Origin of the sequence: Pontitalea aquivivens (assembly GCF_046507575.1) — a bacterium.
Lineage (GTDB): Bacteria > Pseudomonadota > Alphaproteobacteria > Rhodobacterales > Rhodobacteraceae > Pontitalea > Pontitalea aquivivens.
The window spans coordinates 629,557-652,774 of record NZ_JBKFEY010000001.1 but is presented as its reverse complement, the minus strand read 5'-3'; the positions used below and the strand labels follow the sequence as shown (position 1 = coordinate 652,774).

The following is a 23,218-nucleotide window of genomic DNA, read 5'->3' as shown; positions in this document are numbered from 1 at the left end:
TGCCATGAATTTCGACTGGCTGAAACGACTGATGCCACGCGGGCTTTACGGGCGGGCCGCGCTGATCCTGATTCTGCCCGTGGTCACGATCCAGCTGGTCGTGTCGGTGGTGTTTCTGCAGCGCCATTTCGAAGGCGTGACCGAACAGATGACCGCGGCCATGCTGCGCGAACTGGCCTATGTCGCGGCCCGCGCCGAGGCGGCGCCCGACCTGGCCGCGGCGGTGGCGGCGGTGGCGGCGGTGGCCGGACCACTGGACCTGGGCGTCGCCCTGCCCGCCCCCGATCCGGCCCCAGGCGCGACATCCGACGCGGCATCCGACACGGCCCCAGGCCCGGACCGGCGGGTCTTTTACGATCTGTCGGGCCGGGTGGTGATCGCCACGCTGCGCGCGGGGCTGCCGGGTCTGGGCGCGGTCGATCTGTCGAACCTGCGCGAGGTGCGGTTGACGCTGAACACCCGCCACGGCCTGATGGAGCTGCACTTTGACCGGCGCCGGGTGTCGGCCACCAACCCGCATCAACTTATCGTTCTGATGCTGGGCACCGGCCTGCTGATGACCCTGGTGGCCTATCTGTTCCTGCGCAACCAGCTGCGCCCGATCCGCCGGATGGCGATCGCGGCCGAGGCCTTTGGCAAGGGCCGCGCCCTGCCCTATCGCCCCGCCGGCGCCCAGGAGGTGCGCGCCGCCGGTGCCGCCTTTCTGGAAATGCGCGCCCGGATCGAACGCCAGATCGAACAGCGCACCCTGATGCTGTCGGGGATCAGCCACGATCTGCGCACCCCGCTGACGCGGCTGCGGCTGGGGCTGTCGATGCTGCCCGACGACCCCGGGACGCGCGATGAGGTTTCCGCGATGGAACGCGACGTGGCGGAAATGGGCCGGCTGATCGATGCCTTTCTGGATTTCGCCCGCGATGAGGCCACCGCGGGCGAACCCGAACGGATCGACCCCTGCGCCTTTGTCGCCCATGTGGTCGAGGATGCCCGCCGCGCGGGCCAGCCGGTCAGCCTGACCGAATGCCCCGGCCCGGGGCTGGCGCTGGTCACGGTGCGCCCCGATGCGCTGCGCCGGGCGCTGGAAAACCTGTTCGGCAATGCCGTGCGCTACGGCACAAGGGCCGAGGTTTCGGTGACGCTTGGCCCGCGCAGCTGTCGGATCATTGTCGAGGATGACGGCCCCGGCATCCCGGCCGACCGGCGCGAAGAGGCATTGCGCCCCTTTACCCGGCTTGATCCCGCGCGCAACCAGAACCGCGGACAGGGCGTGGGGCTGGGGCTGTCGATCGCGGTCGACATCCTGCGCGGGCATGGCGGGTCGCTGCGGCTGGGCGACAGCGCGCGGCTGGGCGGCTTGCGGGTGGAACTGGTCCTGCCGCTGTGACCGGGGCCGACCGTTCAAACCCGGCGCAATCTGCGCTTGCCCCCGCCCGCGCGCGGGCGCAATGTAACCCGATGATGACGGACACCCAGGTTGAACCTGCCGCACGCGCCCCCTAGATAGGTCGCAAGAGGGAAGGGCCGGGGTTGCCGCAAGGGCGGGGCCGGCGCCCTTCTGCCACAGAGGATACATGATGACCGACACGCTTCCCCACAGCTACCCCGTGCTGCCGCTGCGCGATATCGTGGTCTTTCCCCACATGATCGTGCCGCTGTTCGTGGGCCGGGAAAAATCCGTCCGCGCGCTGGAAGAGGTAATGGCCGAGGATCGCCAGATCCTGCTGGCCAGCCAGATCGACCCCGGCGTCGATGACCCCGATGCCGATGGCATCTTCCGCACCGGCGTTCTGGCCAATGTGCTGCAACTGCTGAAACTGCCTGATGGCACCGTGAAGGTTCTGGTCGAGGGCAAGCGGCGGGTGCGCATCGCCGAATTCCTGGAAAACCCCGCCTTCTTCGAGGCCCGCGCCGAGGCGCTGAACGAAACCCCCGGCGATGCGGACACCGTCAAGGCGCTGCTGCGTTCCGTCGCCGAGGAATTCGAACGCTACGCCAAGTTCAAGAAGAACGTCCCCGAAGAGGCGCTGGCCGCCATCGCCGAAACGCGCGAGGCCGACAAGCTGACCGATCTGGTCTCGGGCCATCTGGGACTGGATGTCGCGCAAAAGCAGGACCTGCTGGAAACGCTGGATGTGGCCGCGCGGCTGGAAAAGGTCTTTGGCCTGATGCAGGGCGAGGTGTCGGTTCTGCAGGTCGAGAAAAAGATCAAGTCCCGCGTCAAGTCGCAGATGGAGCGGACACAGCGCGAATATTATCTGAATGAGCAAATGAAGGCCATTCAGAAGGAACTGGGCGACGGCGAGGACGGCCAGAACGAGATCGCCGAGCTGGAAGCGCGGATCAAGGCCACCAAATTCTCGAAAGAGGCGCGCGACAAGGCGGAAGGCGAGCTGAAGAAGCTTAAATCCATGTCGCCGATGTCGGCCGAGGCGACCGTGGTGCGCAACTATCTGGACTGGCTGCTGAACCTGCCCTGGGGCGTGAAAAGCCGCGTGAAAAAGGATCTGGGGCTGGCCGAAAAGGTGCTGGACGCCGATCACTATGGCCTGGAAAAGGTTAAGGAACGCATCGTCGAATATCTGGCGGTGCAGGCGCGTTCGGCCAAGCTGAAGGGGCCGATCCTGTGCCTTGTGGGCCCGCCCGGCGTGGGGAAAACCTCGCTTGGCCGCAGCGTGGCCAAGGCCACGGGGCGTGAATTCATCCGCATAAGCCTTGGCGGCGTGCGCGACGAATCCGAAATCCGCGGCCACCGGCGCACCTATATCGGGTCCATGCCCGGCAAGATCGTCCAGGCGCTGAAAAAGGCGAAAACCACCAACCCGCTGATCCTGCTGGATGAAATCGACAAGATGGGCCAGGATTTCCGCGGCGACCCGGCCAGCGCGATGCTGGAGGTTCTGGACCCCGAACAGAACGCGACCTTCGTGGACCACTATCTTGAGGTGGAATACGACCTGTCGAACGTGATGTTCCTGACCACGGCCAACAGCTACAACATGCCGGGGCCGCTGCTGGACCGGATGGAGATCATTCCTCTGGCCGGCTATACCGAGGATGAAAAGCGTGAAATTGCCCGCCAGCACCTGATCCCCAAGCAGATCAAGGCGCATGGCCTGCGCAAGGGCGAATTCACCCTGACCGATGAGGCGCTGGACAAGGTCGTGCGGCTGTACACCCGCGAGGCGGGCGTGCGGAACCTGGAACGCGAGCTGGCGAAACTTGCCCGCAAGGCGGTGACCGAAATCCTGAAGGGCAAGGCGAAGGCCGTCACCGTGGATGGCGCCAGGGTCGAGGACTATCTGGGCGTGCCGCGCTATCGCTATGGCCTGGCCGAGAAAGAGGACCAGGTGGGCGTGGTCACAGGCCTGGCCTGGACCAGTGTCGGCGGCGACCTGTTGCAGATCGAGGCGCTGAAGCTGCCCGGCAAGGGGCGGATGAAGACCACCGGGAAACTGGGCGAGGTGATGAAGGAATCGATCGACGCGGCCTCCAGCTATGTCCGTTCGATCAGCCCCGAAATCGGGGTCAAGCCACCCAAGTTCGAAAAGGTCGATATCCACGTCCACGTCCCCGAAGGCGCCACGCCCAAGGATGGCCCCAGCGCGGGGATCGCGATGGTCACCTCGATCGTGTCGGTGCTGACGGGCATTCCGGTGCGCAAGGATGTCGCCATGACCGGCGAGGTCACCTTGCGCGGCAATGTGCTGGCGATCGGGGGGCTGAAGGAAAAGCTGCTGGCCGCGCTGCGCGGCGGCATCAAGACCGTGCTGATCCCGCAGGAAAACGCCAAGGACCTGCCCGAGATCCCGGACAACGTGAAGCAGGGGCTGGAGATCATCCCCGTCAGCCATGTGCGCGAGGTTCTGCCCCGCGCGCTGGTGCGGATGCCCGAGCCGGTGGAATGGGACGAAGCCGCCGAAGAGGCCGCCGCCGCCGCCGCGATGACCGCAGGCACCGCCGGCCAGGGGGCCACCGCGCACTGACCGCGCACCGAACGCGCGCGGTGGGCGGGGCGTTCCGTCCGAACCAGTCCTGCCTGAAACCACCCTGCGCGCGCCTTCGGGCGCGCGCGTTTCATTCCGCCCCGCCCCCGTCAGCCATCAGCCCGCCGCGCGGGCGGGTCCGGCACCATCGGCCTTGCCCTGCGACAGGCGGCGACGGCGCAGCGCGGGCGCAACGGGGCGGGACTCGGCCCGGGTGCCCCGTCAGCCCGGTGCCCGGATCCGTCCCGTCGCCCCGCGCCCCCGCATTGCCCCGCGCCCCGATGTCCGCCTGTGGACCCATTCCGCCATCCCCCGCCGCAAATCCCGTCCGCGCCGGTCGGTGCGGCGGGCCATGCCCCACCCCGTGGCGGGCATTCGGTTCCCTGACAGGGGCATCGGTGGTCCGGACGGGTGGTTTTCCGCCCGCCCGCGCCGCATGGCACTGGACTATGCCCGATTTCGCGGCAAGTCTTGTGCGCGCGCGCCTGCCCCGGCCCGCGCCTGATCAACCATGCCATGACCCAAGGCCCCATGACCGAAGGAGCAGCAGATGGAAAAACCCCAGACCAGCGTCGGTGGCCGGTCCTTCATCGCCGCCGGATCAAAGATCGTCGGCGATCTGGAATTTCCGGGCCTTGTGGAAATCCTGGGCACGGTTCACGGCAATCTGGCGGCAGGATCGGTCATTGTCGCCGAGGGCGCGTTGATCGAAGGCAGTCTGGTGGCCGCCAATGTGACGATCAGGGGCCAGGTCGCGGGCCGGGTGATCTGTGACACGCTGACCTGTCATGCCACGGCGGATCTGACGGGCGAGGTGGACTATCTGCAGCTGTCCATCGAAAGCGGCGCCCATGTGGCGTTTCGTGCGCGCCGCCGTGCCCCGGATCGCGCCCCCGTCCAGGCCCCCGTCCAGGCCACATCACCGGGCTGAGACCGGCAAAAGCAAAACCCCGCGCGGGCGCGCGGGGCTTTTGGATCTGTCATCCTTGTGGATCGGTTACCTGCCGTCCATCGTCTGGGCGACGATGCGCGGGATGTCGCCGCGCGTCAGGCCGATGTCACGCAGTTCACGATCGCTCAGGCGGTTCAGTTCCTTCAGCGTGACCTCGGCGGCGCGGGCGCGCATCAGGACATCGACCACAATCCGCAGGCCGGACACCAGACGCGCGACCGGGTTGAAGGGGCGGGTTTCGGTTTGGATCATTGCCATGGTGGACTTCCTTTTTTCCGCAACGCAGCATCTGCGCTTGTCACGGCCGATATGGCCCCAAAACCCCGGCACGACCAGCCCCGCAAAGGGAAAGGCCGCCATGCATCCGGCGCATGGGATGCTGCAACGCAGCGCGGATGCCCCGGCAAACCGGCCGCCACGCCCGGAAATCAGGCGCCACTTGATTTATCTCAATTTGCGCACCGCGCCTTTGCGCCATCATGGGTCATGACCACAGTCAGGGTGATTGCGATGCCGACCCCAGCCTTTTGCGTTCCGACCGAAGACCTGGCCCCCTTGCTGCGCAGGCGCATGCTGGCCTGCACCGAGTGGATCGAGGCCTGCACCATGCCGGGCCGTGATTGCCGGCCCTGGATCGAGTTCCGCCGCCGCCTGAAGGAAACCGTCAACCAGCCCGGCTGGCCCCATGCCGTGATCTGGCCCGAACCGCCGCGGCCGGATCCGGGCCAGCACCCGTAAATCCGGCGAAAGAAACCGCGCGCCCCGCACGAGAGAGTTGAGGAGTTGGCAGGGCGCGCGGCCGGCATCACTTCAGAAGCACGTCCAGCGGGACAGGTTCGGAAATGCGCCATTCGTCCACGCGCGCGGGCGTGCCGCCGGTGATCTCGACGATCTGCATCAGCGCGGTGTTCTGGTGGTGCAGCTGATCGGAAAAGCTGCGCGGGCCAAAGGCGGTCGGCTCATCGCGCATCTGTTCCAGTTCGGCCGTGACCGCCGCCCCGTCGACCGTGCCCGCCCGTTCGACCGCCTTGGCCCACAGATCGATCAGCACATAGCCCGGATAGGCATATTGGCTGGCCGGGCGCGCGCCGGTCCGGGCCTGATAGGCGGCGTTGAAGGCCTCGACTTCGGGGCGCGGATCGTCGCCGTGGATCGAGCCCTGCACCGGCAGCACAAAGCCCGACAGCCCCGGCGTCGCATCCAGCCAGTAAGACCCGTCCACCGCCGAGCCGTTCAGGATCAGCGCATCGATCCCGGCGGCGCGGATCTGGCGCACCGCCGCCGCCGCGCCGGGCATCACCGAACACAGCATGATCACATCGGGGGCGCGGTCCAGCGCCTTGATCCGGGTGATCTGGCTGGCGATCGAGGCATCGTCGTTCTTGAACGTGTCGCTGCCCAGGATCTCGGCCCCCTCCAGCCGCGGGAACATCCAGTTGAAGCCGGTGCAGATACCCTTGTTGTATTCGATGAAGGTATCTTCCAGCACATAGGCGGTGCGCGCCGCGCGCCGGGCATGGGCCCATTCGGCCATGGTCGCCCCCTGCACCGGCGCCAGAACGGATGAGGAAAAGCTGTTCGGCCCCACGCCCTGAATGCCCGCCTTCACATCCTCGGCACAAAGGAAAAAGCTGTTCATCCCTTCGCCCTCGGCCACCAGTGCGGAGGGCGCGCCAAAGTCGTAATCGCACGACACCACCATCATCTGCGCGCCCTCATCCAGCAGCGCCAGCCCGGCCTTGGCGGCCTCGGCGCGGTCGGTGCGGGTATCGGCCTCGACCACGCGGATCTGGCTGCCCAGAAGGCCACCGGCGGCGTTGATTTCCTCGATGCGGATGCGCGCGGCGGTGGCGGCGGGGGTGTCATAGGCCTCCATCCAGCCGGATTTGGCGATGGCGAAGCCCACGGTGATATCCTCGGCCAGGGCGGGCAGCGCAAGGCCCGCCAGCGCGGTGCCGGCAAGTAGCAGTCGTTTCATCGGTCAGTCTCTCCTGTTGGGTGTTCCTGGATTATCGGGTCAGTCGGTCTTGCCCCGCCCGGCGACCCAGCCGGGGGGCAGCATGATCTCGCGTCCGGCCAAAAGGCCCTGCGGACGCAGGATCAGGATTGCAATCATCGCCGCGCCGATCAGGGTTTCCTGCGATCCGGGCGGCAGGGCGATCTGCGCCGCGCCGATCGTCACGCCCTTTTCGGCGCGCACCAGCAGTTCCATCGCGGCGGATACCGCCAGCACCCCCACCACCGCGCCCGACAGGCTGCCGATGCCGCCCACCACCAGCATCGCCAGCATCATGAAGGTCAGCGACAGATAAAAGGCATCGGGGTTGATGACGCCGATGAAATGGCCCATCAGCGCGCCGCCCACCCCGCAGAAAAAGGCCGAAACCGTATAGGCCAGCAGCCTGTGGCGATAGCGGTCGATGCCACTGGCTGTCGCGGCGACCTCATCTTCCCGCGTGGCCCGCAGCGCCAGCCCCGAGGCCGAGGCGCCATAGACCGCCGCCATCCCGATCGCCGCCGCCGCCCAGCCCAGCGCCACCCAAGGATCGACATAGCGCGCCAGCCCCACGACCGAGGATGTCCCCCCCGTCACCGGCGTCCAGTTCGCCCAGATCTGGTTGACCATCGCCAGAAAGGCAAAGGTCGCGATCGAGGCGGCGATCCCCGACAGCCGCAGGATCGCCGCCCCCGTCAGCGCCGCGACCCCCGCCGCCACCACGCCTGCCGCCAGCGCCGCCGGCAGCACCGGCCATTCCGCCCGCGCCACCCAGTCCGGCAGGCCCGTCAGCAACAGCCCCTTCATCGCCGGCTTCAGCGTCAGCCAGGCCGAAACATAGGCCCCCACACAGGCAAAGGCCGCATGGCCAAAGCTGATCACCCCGGAATTGCCCGCAAAGACCCAGAACCCCACGACCAGCGTCACCCGGATCAGCGTTTCCGCCGCCATCCGCGCCAGCGAACGGTCGCCAAAGGCCAGCACCAGCGCCACCAGCAGCGCAAGCCCCGCAATCAGGATCAGCGGTGTGGTCAGTGCGGCGCGCGCCCGCGCGCGGTGATCGACACCGGCTTCCATGACAAGATCGTCCATCGCTTACACCCTCGGCTTGGCGGCCGTGGCAAAAAGCCCCTGCGGCCGGAACAAAAGAACCATGATGACAAGGCCATAAAGGAAGGCATCGCGGAACGGCCGCGCCTCGATCGGCAGCGCCGCCTGCAGCGCGACGGACACCGCGCCGATGGCAAAGCCCGCCGCCACCGCACCCGCCAGGCTGCCCATGCCCCCCACAACGGTGGCGATGAAAGCCACCAGCATGATCTGCCCGCCCATGCGCACATCGGCCACGCCGGTCTGCGCCACCAGCACCAGCGCCACCGCCGCCGCCAGCGCCCCCGACAGCGCGAACGCCCCCGAGATCACCGCGTTCGACCGCACCCCCAGCAGGCGCGCCATGCCGAAATCCTCGGATGCGGCGCGCATCTCCAGCCCGATCCGGCTGTGCCGCAGCATCACCGCCAGCACCGCCAGGATCAGCAGCACCGCGCCGATCACGATGATCTGCAGCAAGGGCACCGATGCGCCCAGCACCGCCACCGGCTGGCCCAGTTCGGGCCACAGGCTGATCGCCTTGGGGCGCCCGCCATAGACCGCCAGCAGAAGGTTCTGGATCACCACGCCCAGCGCAAAGCTGGCCACCATCAGCGCCACGGGGCTGGCCGCGCGCAGCGGGCGAAAGACCACCATCTCGGCCGCCACGGCCAGCCCCGCCCCGATCAGCAGGATCGCCGGCACCAGCACCACCGCCGGCGCCGCCCCCAGCCCCATCACCGCCACCGCGTCGCTGGACGGCACGATCAGCGCGAAGACGGCGAAGGCGATGAACTGCCCGTGGGCGAAATTCACCAGCTTCATCACCCCGAAGATCAGCGCGATGCCCAGCGCCGCCACCGCATAGATGCCGCCCAGTGCTGCGGCGTCAAAGACCAGTTGCAGGCTCATGCCGCGGCCCCCTTTCCGAAATAGGCTTCCTTCAGCAGGTCGTGTTCGGCAAAGCCCGCGGCATCGCCATCGGCCACGATCCGCCCCCCGCGCAACAGGATCATCCGCCCGCCCACGCGCGCCGCCCGGGCCGAGCTTTGTTCGACGATCACCAGCGTCAGCCCGCGCAGCGCCTGCAACGCGCAGAGCCGGTCATAGACCTCATCCACCACCTTGGGCGCCAGGCCCAGGCTTGGCTCATCCACCAGCATCAGCTTGGGGTTGGTCATCAGCGCGCGCCCGATCGCCAGCATCTGCTGCTGCCCGCCCGACAGCGCGCCCGCATTGGCATGGCGGCGGTCGCGCAGGATCGGGAAGGCGTCAAAGATCACCGCCAGATCGTCGGGCACGGCGCTGCGGTCGCGCCGCATCCCGGCCCCCACCATCAGGTTTTCCTGCACGCTGAGCCCGGCAAAGATGCGCCGCCCCTCTGGCACCATCGACAGGCCGCGCCGCGCGATCGCCTCGGGGCTGCGGCCCGACAGGATGTCGCCATCCATCTCGATCCGGCCATGGGCGGCGCGCACCGCCCCCGAGATCGCCCCCAGAAGCGAGGATTTCCCCGCGCCATTGGGCCCCGAGATGAACAGCCGTTCACCCTCGGCCACGGTAAAGGACACATCGCGCAGCGCCGTCAGCTTGCCGTAGCGCACCGACAGGTCGAAAATTCCCAGCTTGGACATCACGCGGCCTCCTCCGGTTCGGGGGCGTTGTGATCGGCGCCCAGATAGGCCTCGCGCACGGCGCGGCTGGCCAGGATCGCGGCCCGGTCGCCCGCCTCGATCACGCGGCCCCCGTCCAGCACCACGACATGGGCGCAGACCGACAGCACAAGCCCGACATTGTGTTCGATCAGCAGCACCCCCACCCCGCGTTCGGCGGCGATGCGGGCGATCAGGGCGGCCAGATCCTCGGCCTCGATTTCCGACATGCCCGCGGCGGGTTCATCCAGCAGCAGAAAGTCCGGCCCCCCGATCAGCGCGCGGGCGATCGCCACGCGCCGCTCGTCGGTATAGGGCAGGCCCGCGGCGGAACGGTCGCGCAGCGCGCCAAGGCCCATCCAGGCCAACATCTCGCCCGCCTCGCGTTCGGCGGCGGCGCGGCGCAGGCCAAGGCCCACGCCGGTAACCGCCAGATTGTCCAGCACATCCAGCCCGCCGAACAGCCGCCCCGCCTGAAAGGTGCGCGCCACGCCTGCCCGGCGCAGCCGGTGCGCCGCCAGCCCCGACACATCACGCCCCCCCAGCGTCACCCGCCCAAGGGTCGGGCGCTGGAACCCGGTCAGCACGTTCACGCAGGTGGTCTTGCCCGCCCCGTTGGGCCCGATCAGCCCCACCACCTGCCCCGGCGCGACCGACAGGGTCACGTCGGACAGGGCCTGGAAGCCGCCAAAGGCGACCCCCGCCCGTTCCAGCGCCAACGCCATCTCAGGCGTCCTCGGTCAGGCTGCGGGCCGGCGCGCCCATGGCCCCGGACTCGGCCACGCCCAGCGTCAGCACATAGACGCCGGTCGCATCCAGTTCCGCCAGCCAGCCCGGCTCAATCACGATGGTGGTCGTGACCTCCTGGATGACGGCCGGGCCGGTGATCCGGTCGCCCGCGCCCAGCGCCGCGCCGTCATAGACGGGCGTTTCATGAGGAATGCCCGCGGCGTCAAAGATCATCTCGCGCGTGCCCTTCAGCGCGCCATGCGCCCCCTTGCCCGGCGCCAGATGCATCCGCGCGGGTTTGTCCACCGCGCCGGAAATCGCGCTTTCGACATTGACCACCTCGACCGCGCTGCCCGGCTCGCAATAGGTGTAGAGTTCTTCATGGCGGGCATGGAACGCGGCTTTCAGCCGGTCCAGCGCGGTCTCGGTGATCTCGAAGGGTTCGATGTCGACGGTGCATTCATGCACCTGGCCGACATAGCGCATGTCAAGGCTGCGGCGGATGTTCACCCGGTCAGGGCCGAAGCCGTCGCCCTTCAGATCATCAAGCCCACGCGATTCCAGCTGACCGAACAGCGCATCCAGCCGGGCCGCGGCCTCGGCGCCTTCCAGGCGGACGGGCGCGGGGGCCATGTAGTTGTATTTCACATCCGACAGGATCTGTCCGAAGGCGCACAGCCCCGAAGCCAGCTTGGACACCAGCACCTTGCGGATGCCCATTTCGCGCGCCAGCGCCGTGATATGCGCCCCCGTCGCCCCGCCCGCGCAGTTCAACACGAAATCGCGCGGGTCATAACCCCGTTCGACCGAGACCCGCCGGATCGCGTTGACCATGTTGTTGTTGACGATGGTGAACATGCCAAAGGCAGCCTTTTCCACGCTGATGCCCAGCGGTTCGGCCAGATGGGTGCGGATCGCGGCACGGGCCTTGTCCACGTTCAGCGGCAGCCGCCCGCCCACAAGCCCATCGGGATTCAGATAGCCCAGCACCAGATTGGCATCGGTGGTGGTGGGCTTGTCGCCGCCCTGGTCGTAGCAGGCAGGCCCGGGTTCGGACCCCGCCGATTGCGGGCCCATCTGCATCAGCCCCATGCTGTCGATCCAGCCGATCGAGCCGCCGCCCGCGCCAAGCGTTTCCACCTGGATCATCGGGATGCCGATGCGATAGCGCAGGAAGTCGATGTTCTTGGACACATTCGCCCGGCCCTCGCGGGTCAGGGTGATGTCAAAGCTGGTGCCGCCCATGTCGACGGTGATGATGTCCTTGAGCCCCCAGGGCTCGCCCAGGTACAGCGCGGCCTGCGGCGCCGAGGCGGGCCCCGAATTGATCGCATAGACCGACTGGCTGGACACCACGCGGCCCAGCGCCAGCCCGCCGTTCGACTGGAAGTAGCGCACCGGATGGCGCGCGCCCAGCGACTGGAAGTAACGGTCCACAGCGGCGACATAGCGTTCCAGGATCGGCGCCAGATAGGCGTTCACGATCGCGGTGGAGGTGCGGGTATATTCGCGCACCTGCGGGTAAAGCTGGCTGCCCACGGTCAGGTGGACGCCGGGCATCATTTCTTGCACGATCTGGGCAGCGCGGGATTCATGGTCCGGGTGCAGCACCGACCAGACAAAGGAAATCGCAACCGATTCAACGCCTTCACGGATGAAGTGGCGGCAGGCCTCGCGCACGTCCTCGTCGTTCAGGGGGGTGTGGACCGCCCCGGTCGAGATCACCCGTTCGCGTACGCCCCGGCGCAGGTGGCGCGGCACCAGCATCGTCGCGGGCGGATATTCGGGATCATAGCGGTAGCCGTCTTCCTTGTGGCCCAGGCGGATCTCGATGCTGTCCTCATGGCCGCGGGTGGCGATCAGGCCGGTTTTCGCGCCATTATGGGTGATCAGCGCGTTCAGGCCGACGGTGGTGCCGTTGATGCACAGATCGGCATTCGAGACGATGTGTTCGGGCGAAAGGCCGGTTTCTTCCTCGATCACCTTCAGACCGTTGCGGATGGCCCGGGTCGGGTCCTGCGGGGTCGAGAGCGCCTTGAAGATGCGCACGCCGCCCTTGCGATCGGCCAGGATGAAGTCGGTGAAGGTGCCGCCGGCGTCGATGCCAAGACGATATTGGTTCTGCATGATGGGTTCCTTTGGGTTCAGGTGTCCCGGCCACGGCCCCGGGCGGGCGTGGAGCGGGGGGCTGTCCGCCCCCCGGGCCCCCCGAAGGTATTTTCGGCAAGATGAAGGGGGCCAGGACAGGAAAGCGGGACGTGAAAGCGGATCAGGCGGCGCGCAGGCGGGCGGTTTCGGCAGCGTCTACGGTCAGGCTGTCGCGGTCGGTGATCACCACGCCATAGTCGAGCCGCGCGCCTTCCAGCGAGACTAGGCCGTTGCGCACATCCTCGACGACCTTTTCCACGGGCCGTTCGAACGGGTTGCCAAAGCCGCCGCCGCCGGGGTTGCGATTGGCCGCGCGTTCGCCGGGCTGGATGGTTTCGATCACGTTGTCGGTGATGATCTGCGTCTGGCCGTTGCGGGTCAGTTCCAGCCGTCCGACCTTGGGCGCGATCATGGTCGATTTCGCGCCCGCAGCCCCCATCGCCGGGATGCGGCGGCCTTCGCCGAAGGTGATCAGCGTCATCGGGCTGTCCAGCGGTTCGACCTCCCAGCAGGTGCCCGAGCCGCCGCGGAACTTGCCCGCGCCGCCCGAATCCTCCATCAGCGCGTAGCGATGGATGATGATCGGGTAGCTGTGTTCCAGCATCTCGATATCGCCCGAGGTCAGCGCGCCGAAGCAGCATTCGGGGCCGACCGCGTGCCAGCCATCCTGGCTGGCGGTGGCGCCCGCGCCCGAGATGATCGAGGCCAGCACCATGGTCACATATTCCTCGTCATGGCGCTTGTCCCAGCCCGCGATGTTGCAGCCATTGGCATGGCCCCAGCTGGCCGAGACCTTGGCCGGCGCGGCCTGTTCAAAGGCAAGCCGCACCGCATCGGTCAGCGTTTCCATCGGCGTGGTGGTACAGTTCATGTGCGGGGCGGGGGATTTCGCGTTGCACAATGTACCCTTGGGGCCCATGTCGGTGCTGACGCAGCGGTAGAGCCCTTCGTTGTAGGGCGGGGGCAGCTGGGCGAACATCATCAGGCCCAGATAGACGCCCGAGTGGCTGTTGCCTTCGTAGCTGTTGATGAAATAGGGCACCTGGGGGGGAGAATTGACGGCGATGTGGCAGCTGTCGCCCTGGATGGTGACGGTGGCGGTGATTTCAAAATCGCCAAAGCCGTGGCCTGCATCCTCAAGGATGGCGGTGCCGCTGTAGGTGCCGTCGGGTACTTCGGCGATCAGCTTGCGCATATGCGCCTCGGCCATGTCCAGCAGTTCGGCGATGCAATCCTGCACGACGTCCTTGCCGTATTTGTCCATCAGCCGGATCAGCGCGCGCGCGCCCACCTGGCAGGCACCGATCAGCGCGTTGAAATCGCCTTCCTGGTCACGCCGGGCGCGCATGTTGGTCAGCAGCAGGTTCATCACGTCATGGCGCGGCTTGCCCCGGTCCCACAGCTTGACCGGCGGGATACGCAGCCCCTCGGCGAAGATTTCGGTGGCGTTGGGGTTGTAGCCGGCGGGCACCGGACCGCCGATATCGGTCAGGTGGCCCTTGCAGACCGTCCAGAACACCAGCTCGCCCTGGTAGAACACCGGGTAATACATGCAGGTGTCGATGATATGCGACCCGCCATAGGCCGGATCGTTGTGCAGGATCAGGTCGCCTTCGTGGATGTCGCCTTCAAAGAAGCGGGCCACCGACTTCATCGCCGGGATCAGCGAGCCCAGGTGGATCGGGATGTCCTGGCCCTGCAGGATCATTTCCGGCGTATGGTTGAACAGCGCCGTCGAATAATCATGCGCGAGGTTGAAGACGGAACTGCGCGCCGTCTGTTCCAGTGTCAGCGTCATTTCGCGCTGGGTGGTTTCCAGCACGCCGCGCACCACGGATAGGGTGATCGGGTCGACCTTGCGTTTCGTCATTGCACACTCCCTGGGCTGGCCGTGGCAGGTCGCGGGGGGAATGGGCAACCGGCAGGCCCGGGCCCGGTCGGGGCGCGGGGTGCCTGGATCGTTTCCTCCCGTCGACGTGCCGGTGATCCGGCCTTCTGTTGACCCTGTCAGGCTGCACGCCGGGGCGGCGTTTCGCTTGCATGCGGGTGCGCGGAAATTTGACGATCCGCGCAGGGGACAGACGGATTTGACACCGGGCGCATGATCTTTTGTCGCTGCGCGCAGGATCGCGCGGCTGTCACCGAAATGTCTTGCGCGAATCGCGCGGCGGGGCGCGAATCATGGAGCAAAGCCTGGGAGGAGCTTTTTGCATGCCCTTTACGACGCAGACGACCGCGCATGTCGCGCCGGCCGAGCGCGCCGACACTGGACCCGAGTGATCGCCGAAACCTATTTTCCGCTTCAGCTGGCGTTCCGCGATGCCGCACGCTTCACCGGCCGGCTGGAGCGGCAGGATCTGGGTCAGGTGTCGCTGTCGCGGCTGCGCACGGAAGGCATGCTGTATGAACGCAGCCCCCGCCACATCGCGGGCGGCGGCGAAGAGGAATATCTGATCACCATCCCCCGCAGCAACCCGGTGGAATTCCGCCAGCTGGGGCGCGAGATGCGCTGCGACCCGGGCGGGTTCATCATTGAACGCGGGCATGAACCCTATCGCTTTGCCTATGCCGATGCCAATGATCTGTATGTGCTGAAGGTCACCCGCCGCGTGCTGGGCGAAAAGCTGCGCGATCCCGACCGCTTCTGTGCACAGGTCTTTGACGGGCGCGCTGGCATGGGGGGGCTGTTCAGCACGATGGCCCAGCACATGATGGATGCGGGCGGCGCCGATCCGGCGGGGGCGCAGGTGCTGGGGCGGCATCTGGTGGAGTTGCTCAGCCTGGCGTTGCAGGGTCAGGCCGACACCGGCGGCGCGCGCACCGCGGTGCGCGCCGCCCATCTGCGCCGCGCCGAGGAAGTCATCCGGCGCGAATTGAAAAACCCCGAACTGTCGCCCGACCTGGTGGCAGAAGCCTGCGGAATTTCAAAACGTTACCTGCATGAGCTGTTTTCGGACGCCAATGCCACCGTGTCGCAATATATCCGTGAGCAACGCCTGATCGCGGCACGCGACATGCTGGATCTGCCTGGCACTGCCCCGATCGCCGAGATCGCCTATCGCTTCGGTTTTTCCGATCAGGCACAGTTTTCGCGCCTGTTCCGCGCAGCCTTTGGACAGACACCCTCGGGCTATCGCGCGCAACGGCGGGCGGTGTAGGGCGGGTGGTGCAGGACGGGCGCTGCAGGACGGGCGCTGCAGGACGGGACTGACGGCGCCGGATCAGCCGGATCAGCCGGGCATCGACAGGCCGATCCCGCCCAGCGCGGCCAGGATCACCACCGCCCAGGGCGGCGCCTTCCAGACCGTCAGCAACACGAAACAGGCCAGCGCCAGCGCGAAGCTGCGCAGATCGGTGACCGCGCCGGTGAAGACCGGCGTGTAAAGCGCGGTCCCCAGGATGCCCACCACCGCCGCATTGGCCCCGCGCAGCGCCGCCCGGGCGCCCGCACGCGCGCGCAGCCCGTGCCAGAACGGCAGCACCCCCACCAGCACCAGAAAGCCCGGTGCAAAGACCGCCCCCAGCGCCAGCACCGCGCCCGCGATGCCACCGGGTCCCGGGTCCAGCAGCGCGCCCAGATAGGCGGCGAAGGTGAACAGCGGCCCCGGCACCGCCTGCGCCGCGCCATAGCCGGCCAGAAAGACCTCGGGCGTGACCCAGCCTGGACGAACGACCCCGGTCTCCAGCAGCGGCAGAACCACATGGCCCCCGCCAAAGACCAGCGCGCCCGCGCGGAAAAAGCGGTCGGCAACCGCAACCCCCTGCCCCAGCGGCGCCAGCAGCGGCAGCGCCAGCATCAGCCCGGCGAACAGGCCAAGGCACAGCAGCGCGACCCGGCGCGACACCGGCGGCGCGGCCATGTCCCCCGGCACCGGACCCGCGGGCGGCGGTGCCCCACCCGTCCCGCCCCGGCCCAGCATCAGGCCCGCCAATGCGCCAATCGCGATCGCGGCCGGCATCCCCAAGGCCCCCGGCACAAAGGCCAGCACCGCCACCGCCGCCAACGCGATCGTGGCGCGCGCGCGGTCGGGGCACAGGCTGCGCGCCATCCCCCAGACCGCCTGCGCGACAATCGCCACCGCGACGATCTTCAGCCCCGCAAGCGCACCCGCCCCGACCCAGGACGCCTGCGCCAGCGGCCCGGCGGCCAGGGCAAAGACCACCAGCGCCACCGCCGAGGGCGCGGTGAAGCCCACAAAGGCCGCCAGCGCCCCCGCCCAGCCCGCCCGCATCAGCCCCAGCGCAAAGCCCACCTGGCTGGATGCCGGGCCCGGCAGGAACTGGCACAGCGCCACCAGATCGGCATAGGCCGCATCATCCAGCCAGCGCCGGCGCGTCACGAATTCCGCGCGGAAATAGCCCAGATGCGCGACCGGCCCGCCAAAGGACGTCAGTCCCAGCCGGGCAAAGGCGGCCAGCACCTCGGCCGGGCGGCCCGGATGGGGGGCAGGATGCGGACGCGCCACCGGACCGATCAGCCCAGAATCCGGCGATACATGTGCCAGCTGGCATGGCCCAGTACCGGCAACGCCACAAACAGGCCCAGAAACATCGGCACCATCCCCGCAAACAGGCACAGCGCGATCACCAGCCCCCAGGCCAGCATCGCCAGCGGATTGGCCAGCACCACCTGCACCGACAGGATGATGGCGGAAATGAAATCGACCTCTTTTTCCAGCAGCAGCGGCAGGCCCGCGACGGTAAAGGAAAACAGCGCCACCGCAAAGCCCGCCCCGATCGCCGTGCCCACCAGCAGCATCAACGGCCCGTTGCCTTCAAACAGCACCCCCGGCGAGGTGGTGATATTGGTCAGCGCCGACAGTCCCATGAACAGCGCAAAGATCGTATGGGCGACAAAAACCCAGAACATGAACATCAACAGGATCACCATCGCCATTGACGGCAGCTGGCGGTCCTTCTGGGCAAAGACCACGCCCAGCACCTCGCGCCACAGCAGCGGCTCGGCCGCCTCGATCCGGCGGCTGACCTCATACAGGCCGATCGCGGCGAAAGGCGCCAGCAGCGGGAAGCCCAGGATCACCGGGATCAGCCACCATTCCTGCCCGGCAGCCATGAACACCTGCCAGAAGATCACGCCCCCCAACACATAGAAGGCCGAAAAGAAGATGCCAAAGGCCGGTGCGCGCAGAAAATCGCGCAGCCCCGCGCGCAGCACCGGGCCGATATCGGCGCCGGTCACGCCTTGGACTTCGGGCAGCGGCGATGGCTGGCCTGCGGGGTCCCTGTCGTCAAGTTGCGTCATTTTGTCCCTCCCTGATGGGCGCAGGCTAATCGCGCAAGGCCAGACGCGGCAACCGTTTTTCGCCGCCCGGCCCGGCCAGGACGGCAACGGTCGCCCCCGGGCGCCCGGGCCCTGGGTTCAGCTTGCCTGGCAAGGGGAACAGACAAATGACAGGTCGTGCGCCGCGATCCGGCGCGACAGCACGGCCGCCCGGCGCGGATCAGGCCTCGGCGTTCGCCTCGGCACGGGATTTGCCGGCCACATCCATCGCCAGGGTCGCGGCCATGAAGCCATCCAGGTCGCCATCCAGCACACCCTGCGTGTCCGACGTCTCATGGCCGGTGCGCAGATCCTTCACCATCTGGTAGGGATGCAGCACATAGGACCGGATCTGGTTGCCCCATCCGGCATCACCCTTGTTTTCATGGGCGGCGTTGATCGCGGCGTTGCGCTTGTCCAGTTCCAGCTGATAAAGCCGCGACCGCAGCGCGTTCATCGCAATTTCGCGGTTCTGGTGCTGCGACTTCATCGAACTGGTCACCACGATGCCGGTGGGCAGGTGGGTGATCCGCACCGCCGAATCGGTCGTGTTCACATGCTGCCCGCCCGCGCCCGAGGACCGGTAGGTATCAATCCGGATGTCGTTGTCGGGGATGGTGATCTCGATATTGTCATCGACCACCGGATAAACCCAGACCGAACAGAAGGACGTATGCCGCCGCGCCGCCGAGTCATAGGGCGAAATCCGCACCAGCCGGTGCACGCCCGATTCCGATTTCAGCCAGCCATAGGCATTGGGCCCGCTGATCTTGTAGGCCGCTGACCGGATACCGGCCTCATCGCCGCCGGTTTCCGATTGCAGTTCGACCTTGTAGCCCTTTTTCTCGGCCCAGCGGACATACATCCGCGCCAGCATTGACGCCCAGTCGCAGCTTTCGGTGCCACCGGCACCTGCGTTGATTTCCAGGAAGGTGTCATTGCCATCGGCCTCGCCATCCAGAAGCGCCTCAAGTTCCTTGGCGGCAGCCAGATCCTTCAGCGCACGCAGCGATGTCTCGGCCTCGGCGATGATTTCGGCGTCATCCTCCATCTCGCCCAGCTCGATCAGCTCGACATTGTCGGTCAGATCGCGTTCGATCTTGCGATAGGTTTCCACCTTGTCCATCAGCATCTGCCGTTCGCGCATCAGCTTTTGGGCGCGGGCCGGATCGGACCACAGGTCGCCGTCCTCGATCATGGCGTTGAATTCCTCAAGCCGGTGCGGGGCGGTTTCCCAATCCATCCGCTGGCCCAGAAGTTTCAACGATTTGCGGATCGCATCGACGGTATTGAGCGTCTCGGCGCGCATGGTCTGGTCCTCATAAAGATATCGGTTGGGGTGATACAGGCTTGCGGCCCGCCGGGCAAGCCGACGCGCGCGCCCCCGCCCGCCCCGGTGTCAGTACAGCCCGCCCGAACTCAGCGTGCCAAAATCGGCCTTCTTCGGGATGACCTTCTGCTGCCCGGTCGAGGTGGTGATGGCGGTGCCGCCAAAGTCATCCTCGCCCTGCGAAAACAGCGGCAGATTCTGCCCCATCCCGAAGCCGCCATCAACCATGAAGCCCAGACCGAACATGCCTTCCTGGCCTTCGCGCATGTATTCCGCGATCACCATGTCGCCGCTGGCATCCTCGGCCAGGCGTTCGCCGGTGAAGCGGTTGATCTTTACCCAATAGCCACCCGGCGGCACCCTGAACCGCGTGCCGCCATATTCCTTGATCGCCTCGCGCATGAAAGCCTCGAACACCGGCACGCAGAGCGTACCGCCATAGGCGTCCGAACCAAGGCTGCGCGGCTGGTCAAAACCCATGTAGCAGCCCGCCACGATGTTCGAGGTATAGCCCACGAACCACACGTCCTTGGCGTCGTTCGTCGTGCCGGTCTTGCCCGCCACCGGTACCGGCAGGTTCAGCCCGCGCGCCGATCCGCGCTGCACCGCGCCTTCCAGCATCGAGGTCAGCTGATAGGCGGTGATCGCATCCATCACGCGTTCGCGGTTGGAACTGATCCGCGGCCCCTCGCCCGCGCCAAGCCGGTCGGCGGCGCAGTTTTCGCATACGCGCTGGTCATGGCGATAGACGGTGCGGCCCCAGCGGTCCTGCACCCGGTCAACCAGCGTCGGTTCCACCCGTTCCCCGCCATTGGCAAACATCGCATAGGCCGCGACCATCTGGAACATCGTGGTTTCCTGCGCGCCCAGCGAATTGGCCAGGAAGGGGTTCATCGGATCATAGACGCCGAAGCGTTCGGCATAGCGCGCGACCGTGTCCATGCCGATTTCCTGCGCGATTCGGATCGTCATCAGGTTCCGCGACTGTTCGATCCCGGTCCGCACCGGGGTGGGCCCATAGAACTTGTTGGACGCATTCTTGGGCCGCCACAGGCCCTGGGGGGTGTTCACCTCGATCGGGGCGTCAACGACGATGGTGGCGGGCGAAAAGCCCGAATCCAGCGCCGCGGCATAGACGAAGGGCTTGAAGCTGGACCCCGGCTGGCGCATCGCCTGGGTGGCACGGTTGAAGACCGAGGACTGGTAGGAAAAGCCCCCCTGCATCGCGATCACGCGGCCGGTGTTCACGTCCATCGCCATGAACGAGCCCTGCACCTCGGGTACCTGGCGCAAAGTCCAGCGGATGAAGCTGCCGTCCTCATCCCTGGTCATGGCGCGCACCAGCACGACATCGCCCACCGCGACCAGATCGGCGGCCACCCTGGCGCGCGGGCCCAGCTTGCCGTCGGCCAGGCGCTTGCGGGCCCAGGTCACATCCTCGGCCGGGATCCAGTGACCATCGGCATCCTCTTCGATGCCCTCGATGCCGATGCGCGCCGCGCCGTCGCCCAGCGCCAGCACAACCGCCGGATGCCAGCCGGGAATGTCGCGCGGGGCCTTGTCGGCCGGCACCTCGACCAGGGCCGCGCGCCAGGCGCGTTCGTCGCCCAGCTGATCGGCCTGGATGCTGGCCCCGGTGCCACGCCAGACGCCACGGCCACGGTCATATTTTTCCAGCGCCGCGCGCAGCACCGCGCCGGAATGATCCTGCATGTCGGGATCGACGGTGGCCCGGATCGTCAGGCCGCCGCCAAAGAATTCATCCTGCCCGAAGCTGCGCGACAGCTGGCGGCGGATTTCATCGGTGAAATAGTCGCGCGGCGGCAGCGCATCGCGGAAGGGCGGGAAATCGCCGTTCTGGACGGATCGCACCGGCTGTTGCCGTTCCGCCTCATAGACGTCCGGCGTGATATAGCCGTTCTGCGCCATCTCGCGCAGCACATAGTTGCGCCGGCCTTCCAGCTTGTCACGGTTGCGCACGGGATGGAAATTTGACGGCGCGGCGGGCATCGCGGCCAGGGTCGCGGCCTCATGCGGTTCCAGCTGGGCCAGCGTCTTGTTGAAATAGGTCTGCGCCGCGGCGGCCACACCATAGGAATTCTGGCCCAGGAAGATCTCGTTCAGATAAAGTTCCAGGATCTGATCCTTGCTCAGCGTTTCTTCCAGCCGCGTCGCCAGGATCAGTTCCTTGATCTTGCGCTCGATCGAGCGGTCGGACGACAGCAGGAAGTTCTTCATCACCTGCTGCGTGATCGTCGAGGCACCGCGCAGGTCGCGCCCGCCCGATTTCACCGCATCGACCAGCGCGGCCATGATGCCGCGCGCGTCATAGCCCTTGTGGACGTAGAAATTCTTGTCCTCGGCCGAGATGAAGGCATGCTTGACCAGATCGGGCACATCCCCGACCGGCACGAACAGGCGGCGTTCCTCGGCGAATTCGTCGATCAGGCGGCCTTCGCCGTTGTAGATGCGGCTGATCGTCTTGGGGGTGTATTGCGCCAGCTGTTCATGGCTGGGCAGGTTGCGCGAATACATCCAGAAGATGGCCCCCAGCGTCAGCGCACCAAAGAACAGCGCGGTCACGACCCACGAGAAAAGCCCCCCCACGGACGACAGAACGAAACGGATCAACAGCCACCCCCATGGGCCCCCGCGGCCCCGATTGGTCACGCCTATATAGGGGTGCCGCGCCCGGGTCAAAACAACTTGGCGTCAAGGCGCCGCCGGACCGGGCGGGATGCGGCCGATGCGCGCGCTACTGGCGCAGCAGGCGCGCCTCGGCGGCATCGGCCTGGCCCCAGCTTTGCACCGCCGTCACGATCGCCTGCGCCATGCGCGCGCGCCAGGCCGGATCGATCAGCCGGGCGCGGTCGGCCTCGGATGACATGAAGCCCAGTTCCAGCAGGATCGAGGGGATGTCCGGCGCCTTGAGCACCGAGAAATTCGCCCCCTGCACCGGATGCTTGTGCATCTTCAGCCCCCCGGCCCTGATCGCCCCGGCCAGCACCTGCGACAGGCGCACCGCGCGCGGATGGGTTTCGGCACGCGCCAGATCCATCAGCACGCCCGCCACCGCATCATCATGCCCCGCCAGATCGATCCCGGCCAGCAGATCGGCCCGGTCATGGCGTTCGGCCAGCTGCTGCGCCGCCCCGTCAGACGCGGCCTCATCCAGCAGATAGACCGTGGCCCCGGTCGCCACGCCCTCGGCCAGCGCATCGGCATGGATCGACAGCAACAGATCGGCCCCCGCCGCGCGTGCCACCGTCATGCGTGTTTCAAGAGGCACAAAGACATCTTCTTCGCGCGTCATCTGAACGCGCATCCCGGCCCGCGTCAGCGCCTCTTTCAGCTCACGCGCGAAGGTCAGAACCAGAACCGCCTCGCTCAGCGCGCCATGTTCGGCGCCCGGATCAATGCCGCCATGGCCGGGGTCAAGCACCACGAACAGGGGCCGGTCCCCGGTCTGGCGGCGGCGCGGCGCATCGACCACGGCGGGCTGCGGCAGATCCCACAGCGCCGAGGCCGCCGCCCCCCCCGCCCCTTGCGGCGCATTACCGCCACGGGCCGCGAAATCGGCGGCGCTGACCGGCACCAGCCGCACCCGAACCCGCGGCGCGGCGCCGGTGTCCTGCGCGGCCTCGGCGATCCGCATCGGACCGGGCAATTCGGCCACCAGCCGCGACCAGCCCGGCCGGAACCGGCCCCAGCGCAGACCGGCCAGAAGGTCAGCCCCGGCCAGCGCCTCGGGGCGCAGGCCGTCGAAATCGACCTCGCGGAAATCGACCACCAGGCGGGGTGGGTCATCCAGCAGATAGGCACGGAAAGGCACCGGCTGGCCAAGGCCCAGATCCAGCACGATCTCGCCGCCGCGTGCGGCGGTCACCAGCGACCGGACCGGATCCAGCCGCGCCAGCGCCGACAGATCCTGCGCCCGCGCGCCCGCGCCGCCAAGGGCGGGCGCCAGCGCCACCAGCACCGCCCAGCAAAGGATGAAGATGAACCGACCCGTCATGCCTGCCCCGGTTTTTGCCCATCATAGCGCCGCAAGCCCGCCC

18 protein-coding genes are annotated in these 23,218 nt (G+C 67.4%); 5 read left to right on the top strand and 13 right to left on the bottom strand.

Going from position 1 to position 23,218, the window contains the following annotated elements; translation table 11 throughout:
* Positions 1–4: 4 nt before the first annotated feature.
* The 3 genes from ACK8OU_RS03180 (at position 5) to ACK8OU_RS03170 (ending at position 4,914) form a co-directional block, all read left to right on the top strand.
* Positions 5–1,384, top strand: coding sequence for an ATP-binding protein (locus tag ACK8OU_RS03180; protein WP_410301912.1), 1,380 nt, complete (start codon positions 5–7; stop codon positions 1,382–1,384).
* Positions 1,385–1,574: 190 nt separating this feature from the next.
* Positions 1,575–3,983: an endopeptidase La gene (gene lon, locus ACK8OU_RS03175; RefSeq protein ID WP_410301911.1), complete on the top strand. Its 2,409-nt coding sequence runs from the start codon at positions 1,575–1,577 to the stop codon at positions 3,981–3,983.
* A gap of 550 nt (positions 3,984–4,533) precedes the next feature.
* The gene (locus tag ACK8OU_RS03170; RefSeq protein WP_410301910.1) at positions 4,534–4,914 is read left to right on the top strand and encodes a bactofilin family protein; all 381 of its coding nucleotides are present in this window, start codon (positions 4,534–4,536) and stop codon (positions 4,912–4,914) included.
* Positions 4,915–4,980: 66 nt separating this feature from the next.
* Here the strand turns inward: ACK8OU_RS03170 and ACK8OU_RS03165 are convergent, their stop codons facing one another.
* Positions 4,981–5,193, bottom strand: coding sequence for a DUF1127 domain-containing protein (locus tag ACK8OU_RS03165; protein ID WP_410301909.1), 213 nt, complete (start codon positions 5,191–5,193; stop codon positions 4,981–4,983).
* Positions 5,194–5,421: 228 nt separating this feature from the next.
* Between ACK8OU_RS03165 and ACK8OU_RS03160 the strand changes: the two genes are divergently transcribed.
* Positions 5,422–5,673, top strand: a complete 252-nt coding sequence (locus ACK8OU_RS03160) for a hypothetical protein (RefSeq protein WP_410301908.1) — start codon at positions 5,422–5,424, stop codon at positions 5,671–5,673.
* A gap of 67 nt (positions 5,674–5,740) precedes the next feature.
* On the opposite strand, the gene ACK8OU_RS03155 is transcribed toward ACK8OU_RS03160, so the two are convergent.
* The 7 genes from ACK8OU_RS03155 to capB all read right to left on the bottom strand — a co-directional run bounded on the left by ACK8OU_RS03155 (position 5,741) and on the right by capB (position 14,419).
* Positions 5,741–6,913, bottom strand: coding sequence for an ABC transporter substrate-binding protein (locus ACK8OU_RS03155; protein WP_410301907.1), 1,173 nt, complete (start codon positions 6,911–6,913; stop codon positions 5,741–5,743).
* 39 nt (positions 6,914–6,952) lie between these two features.
* Complete coding sequence (locus ACK8OU_RS03150; RefSeq protein ID WP_410301906.1) at positions 6,953–8,023, bottom strand: branched-chain amino acid ABC transporter permease; 1,071 nt, start codon at positions 8,021–8,023, stop codon at positions 6,953–6,955.
* 3 nt (positions 8,024–8,026) lie between these two features.
* Positions 8,027–8,932, bottom strand: coding sequence for a branched-chain amino acid ABC transporter permease (locus ACK8OU_RS03145; RefSeq protein WP_410301905.1), 906 nt, complete (start codon positions 8,930–8,932; stop codon positions 8,027–8,029).
* Positions 8,929–9,654: an ABC transporter ATP-binding protein gene (locus ACK8OU_RS03140; protein WP_410301904.1), complete on the bottom strand. Its 726-nt coding sequence runs from the start codon at positions 9,652–9,654 to the stop codon at positions 8,929–8,931. The genes ACK8OU_RS03145 and ACK8OU_RS03140 overlap by 4 nt, the downstream gene beginning before the upstream one ends.
* On the bottom strand, positions 9,654–10,397 hold the full coding sequence (locus tag ACK8OU_RS03135) for an ABC transporter ATP-binding protein (protein ID WP_410301903.1): 744 nt from the start codon (positions 10,395–10,397) through the stop codon (positions 9,654–9,656). The genes ACK8OU_RS03140 and ACK8OU_RS03135 overlap by 1 nt, the downstream gene beginning before the upstream one ends.
* 1 nt (position 10,398) lies before the next feature.
* A complete protein-coding gene (capA, locus tag ACK8OU_RS03130; protein WP_410301902.1) occupies positions 10,399–12,528 on the bottom strand; it encodes a caprolactamase subunit alpha in 2,130 nt (709 codons plus the stop codon).
* Positions 12,529–12,670: 142 nt separating this feature from the next.
* Positions 12,671–14,419: a caprolactamase subunit beta gene (gene capB / locus ACK8OU_RS03125; RefSeq protein WP_410301901.1), complete on the bottom strand. Its 1,749-nt coding sequence runs from the start codon at positions 14,417–14,419 to the stop codon at positions 12,671–12,673.
* Positions 14,420–14,825: 406 nt separating this feature from the next.
* Between capB and ACK8OU_RS03120 the strand changes: the two genes are divergently transcribed.
* Positions 14,826–15,707, top strand: a complete 882-nt coding sequence (locus ACK8OU_RS03120; RefSeq protein ID WP_410301900.1) for an AraC-like ligand-binding domain-containing protein — start codon at positions 14,826–14,828, stop codon at positions 15,705–15,707.
* A 72-nt stretch (positions 15,708–15,779) separates the two neighbouring features.
* Here the strand turns inward: ACK8OU_RS03120 and chrA are convergent, their stop codons facing one another.
* The 5 genes from chrA to ACK8OU_RS03095 form a co-directional block, all read right to left on the bottom strand.
* Entirely contained in the window at positions 15,780–17,015 is a 1,236-nt protein-coding gene (chrA, locus tag ACK8OU_RS03115; protein ID WP_410301899.1) for a chromate efflux transporter, read from the bottom strand.
* Positions 17,016–17,023: 8 nt separating this feature from the next.
* Positions 17,024–17,812, bottom strand: coding sequence for a DUF2189 domain-containing protein (locus ACK8OU_RS03110; RefSeq protein WP_410301897.1), 789 nt, complete (start codon positions 17,810–17,812; stop codon positions 17,024–17,026).
* Between the two features lie 199 nt (positions 17,813–18,011).
* Complete coding sequence (prfB, locus tag ACK8OU_RS03105) at positions 18,012–19,139, bottom strand: peptide chain release factor 2 (protein ID WP_410301896.1); 1,128 nt, start codon at positions 19,137–19,139, stop codon at positions 18,012–18,014.
* A gap of 90 nt (positions 19,140–19,229) precedes the next feature.
* Positions 19,230–21,791: a penicillin-binding protein 1A gene (locus ACK8OU_RS03100; protein WP_410301895.1), complete on the bottom strand. Its 2,562-nt coding sequence runs from the start codon at positions 21,789–21,791 to the stop codon at positions 19,230–19,232.
* 124 nt (positions 21,792–21,915) lie between these two features.
* Complete coding sequence (locus ACK8OU_RS03095; protein WP_410301893.1) at positions 21,916–23,175, bottom strand: N-acetylmuramoyl-L-alanine amidase; 1,260 nt, start codon at positions 23,173–23,175, stop codon at positions 21,916–21,918.
* Between the last annotated feature and the right edge of the window lie 43 nt (positions 23,176–23,218).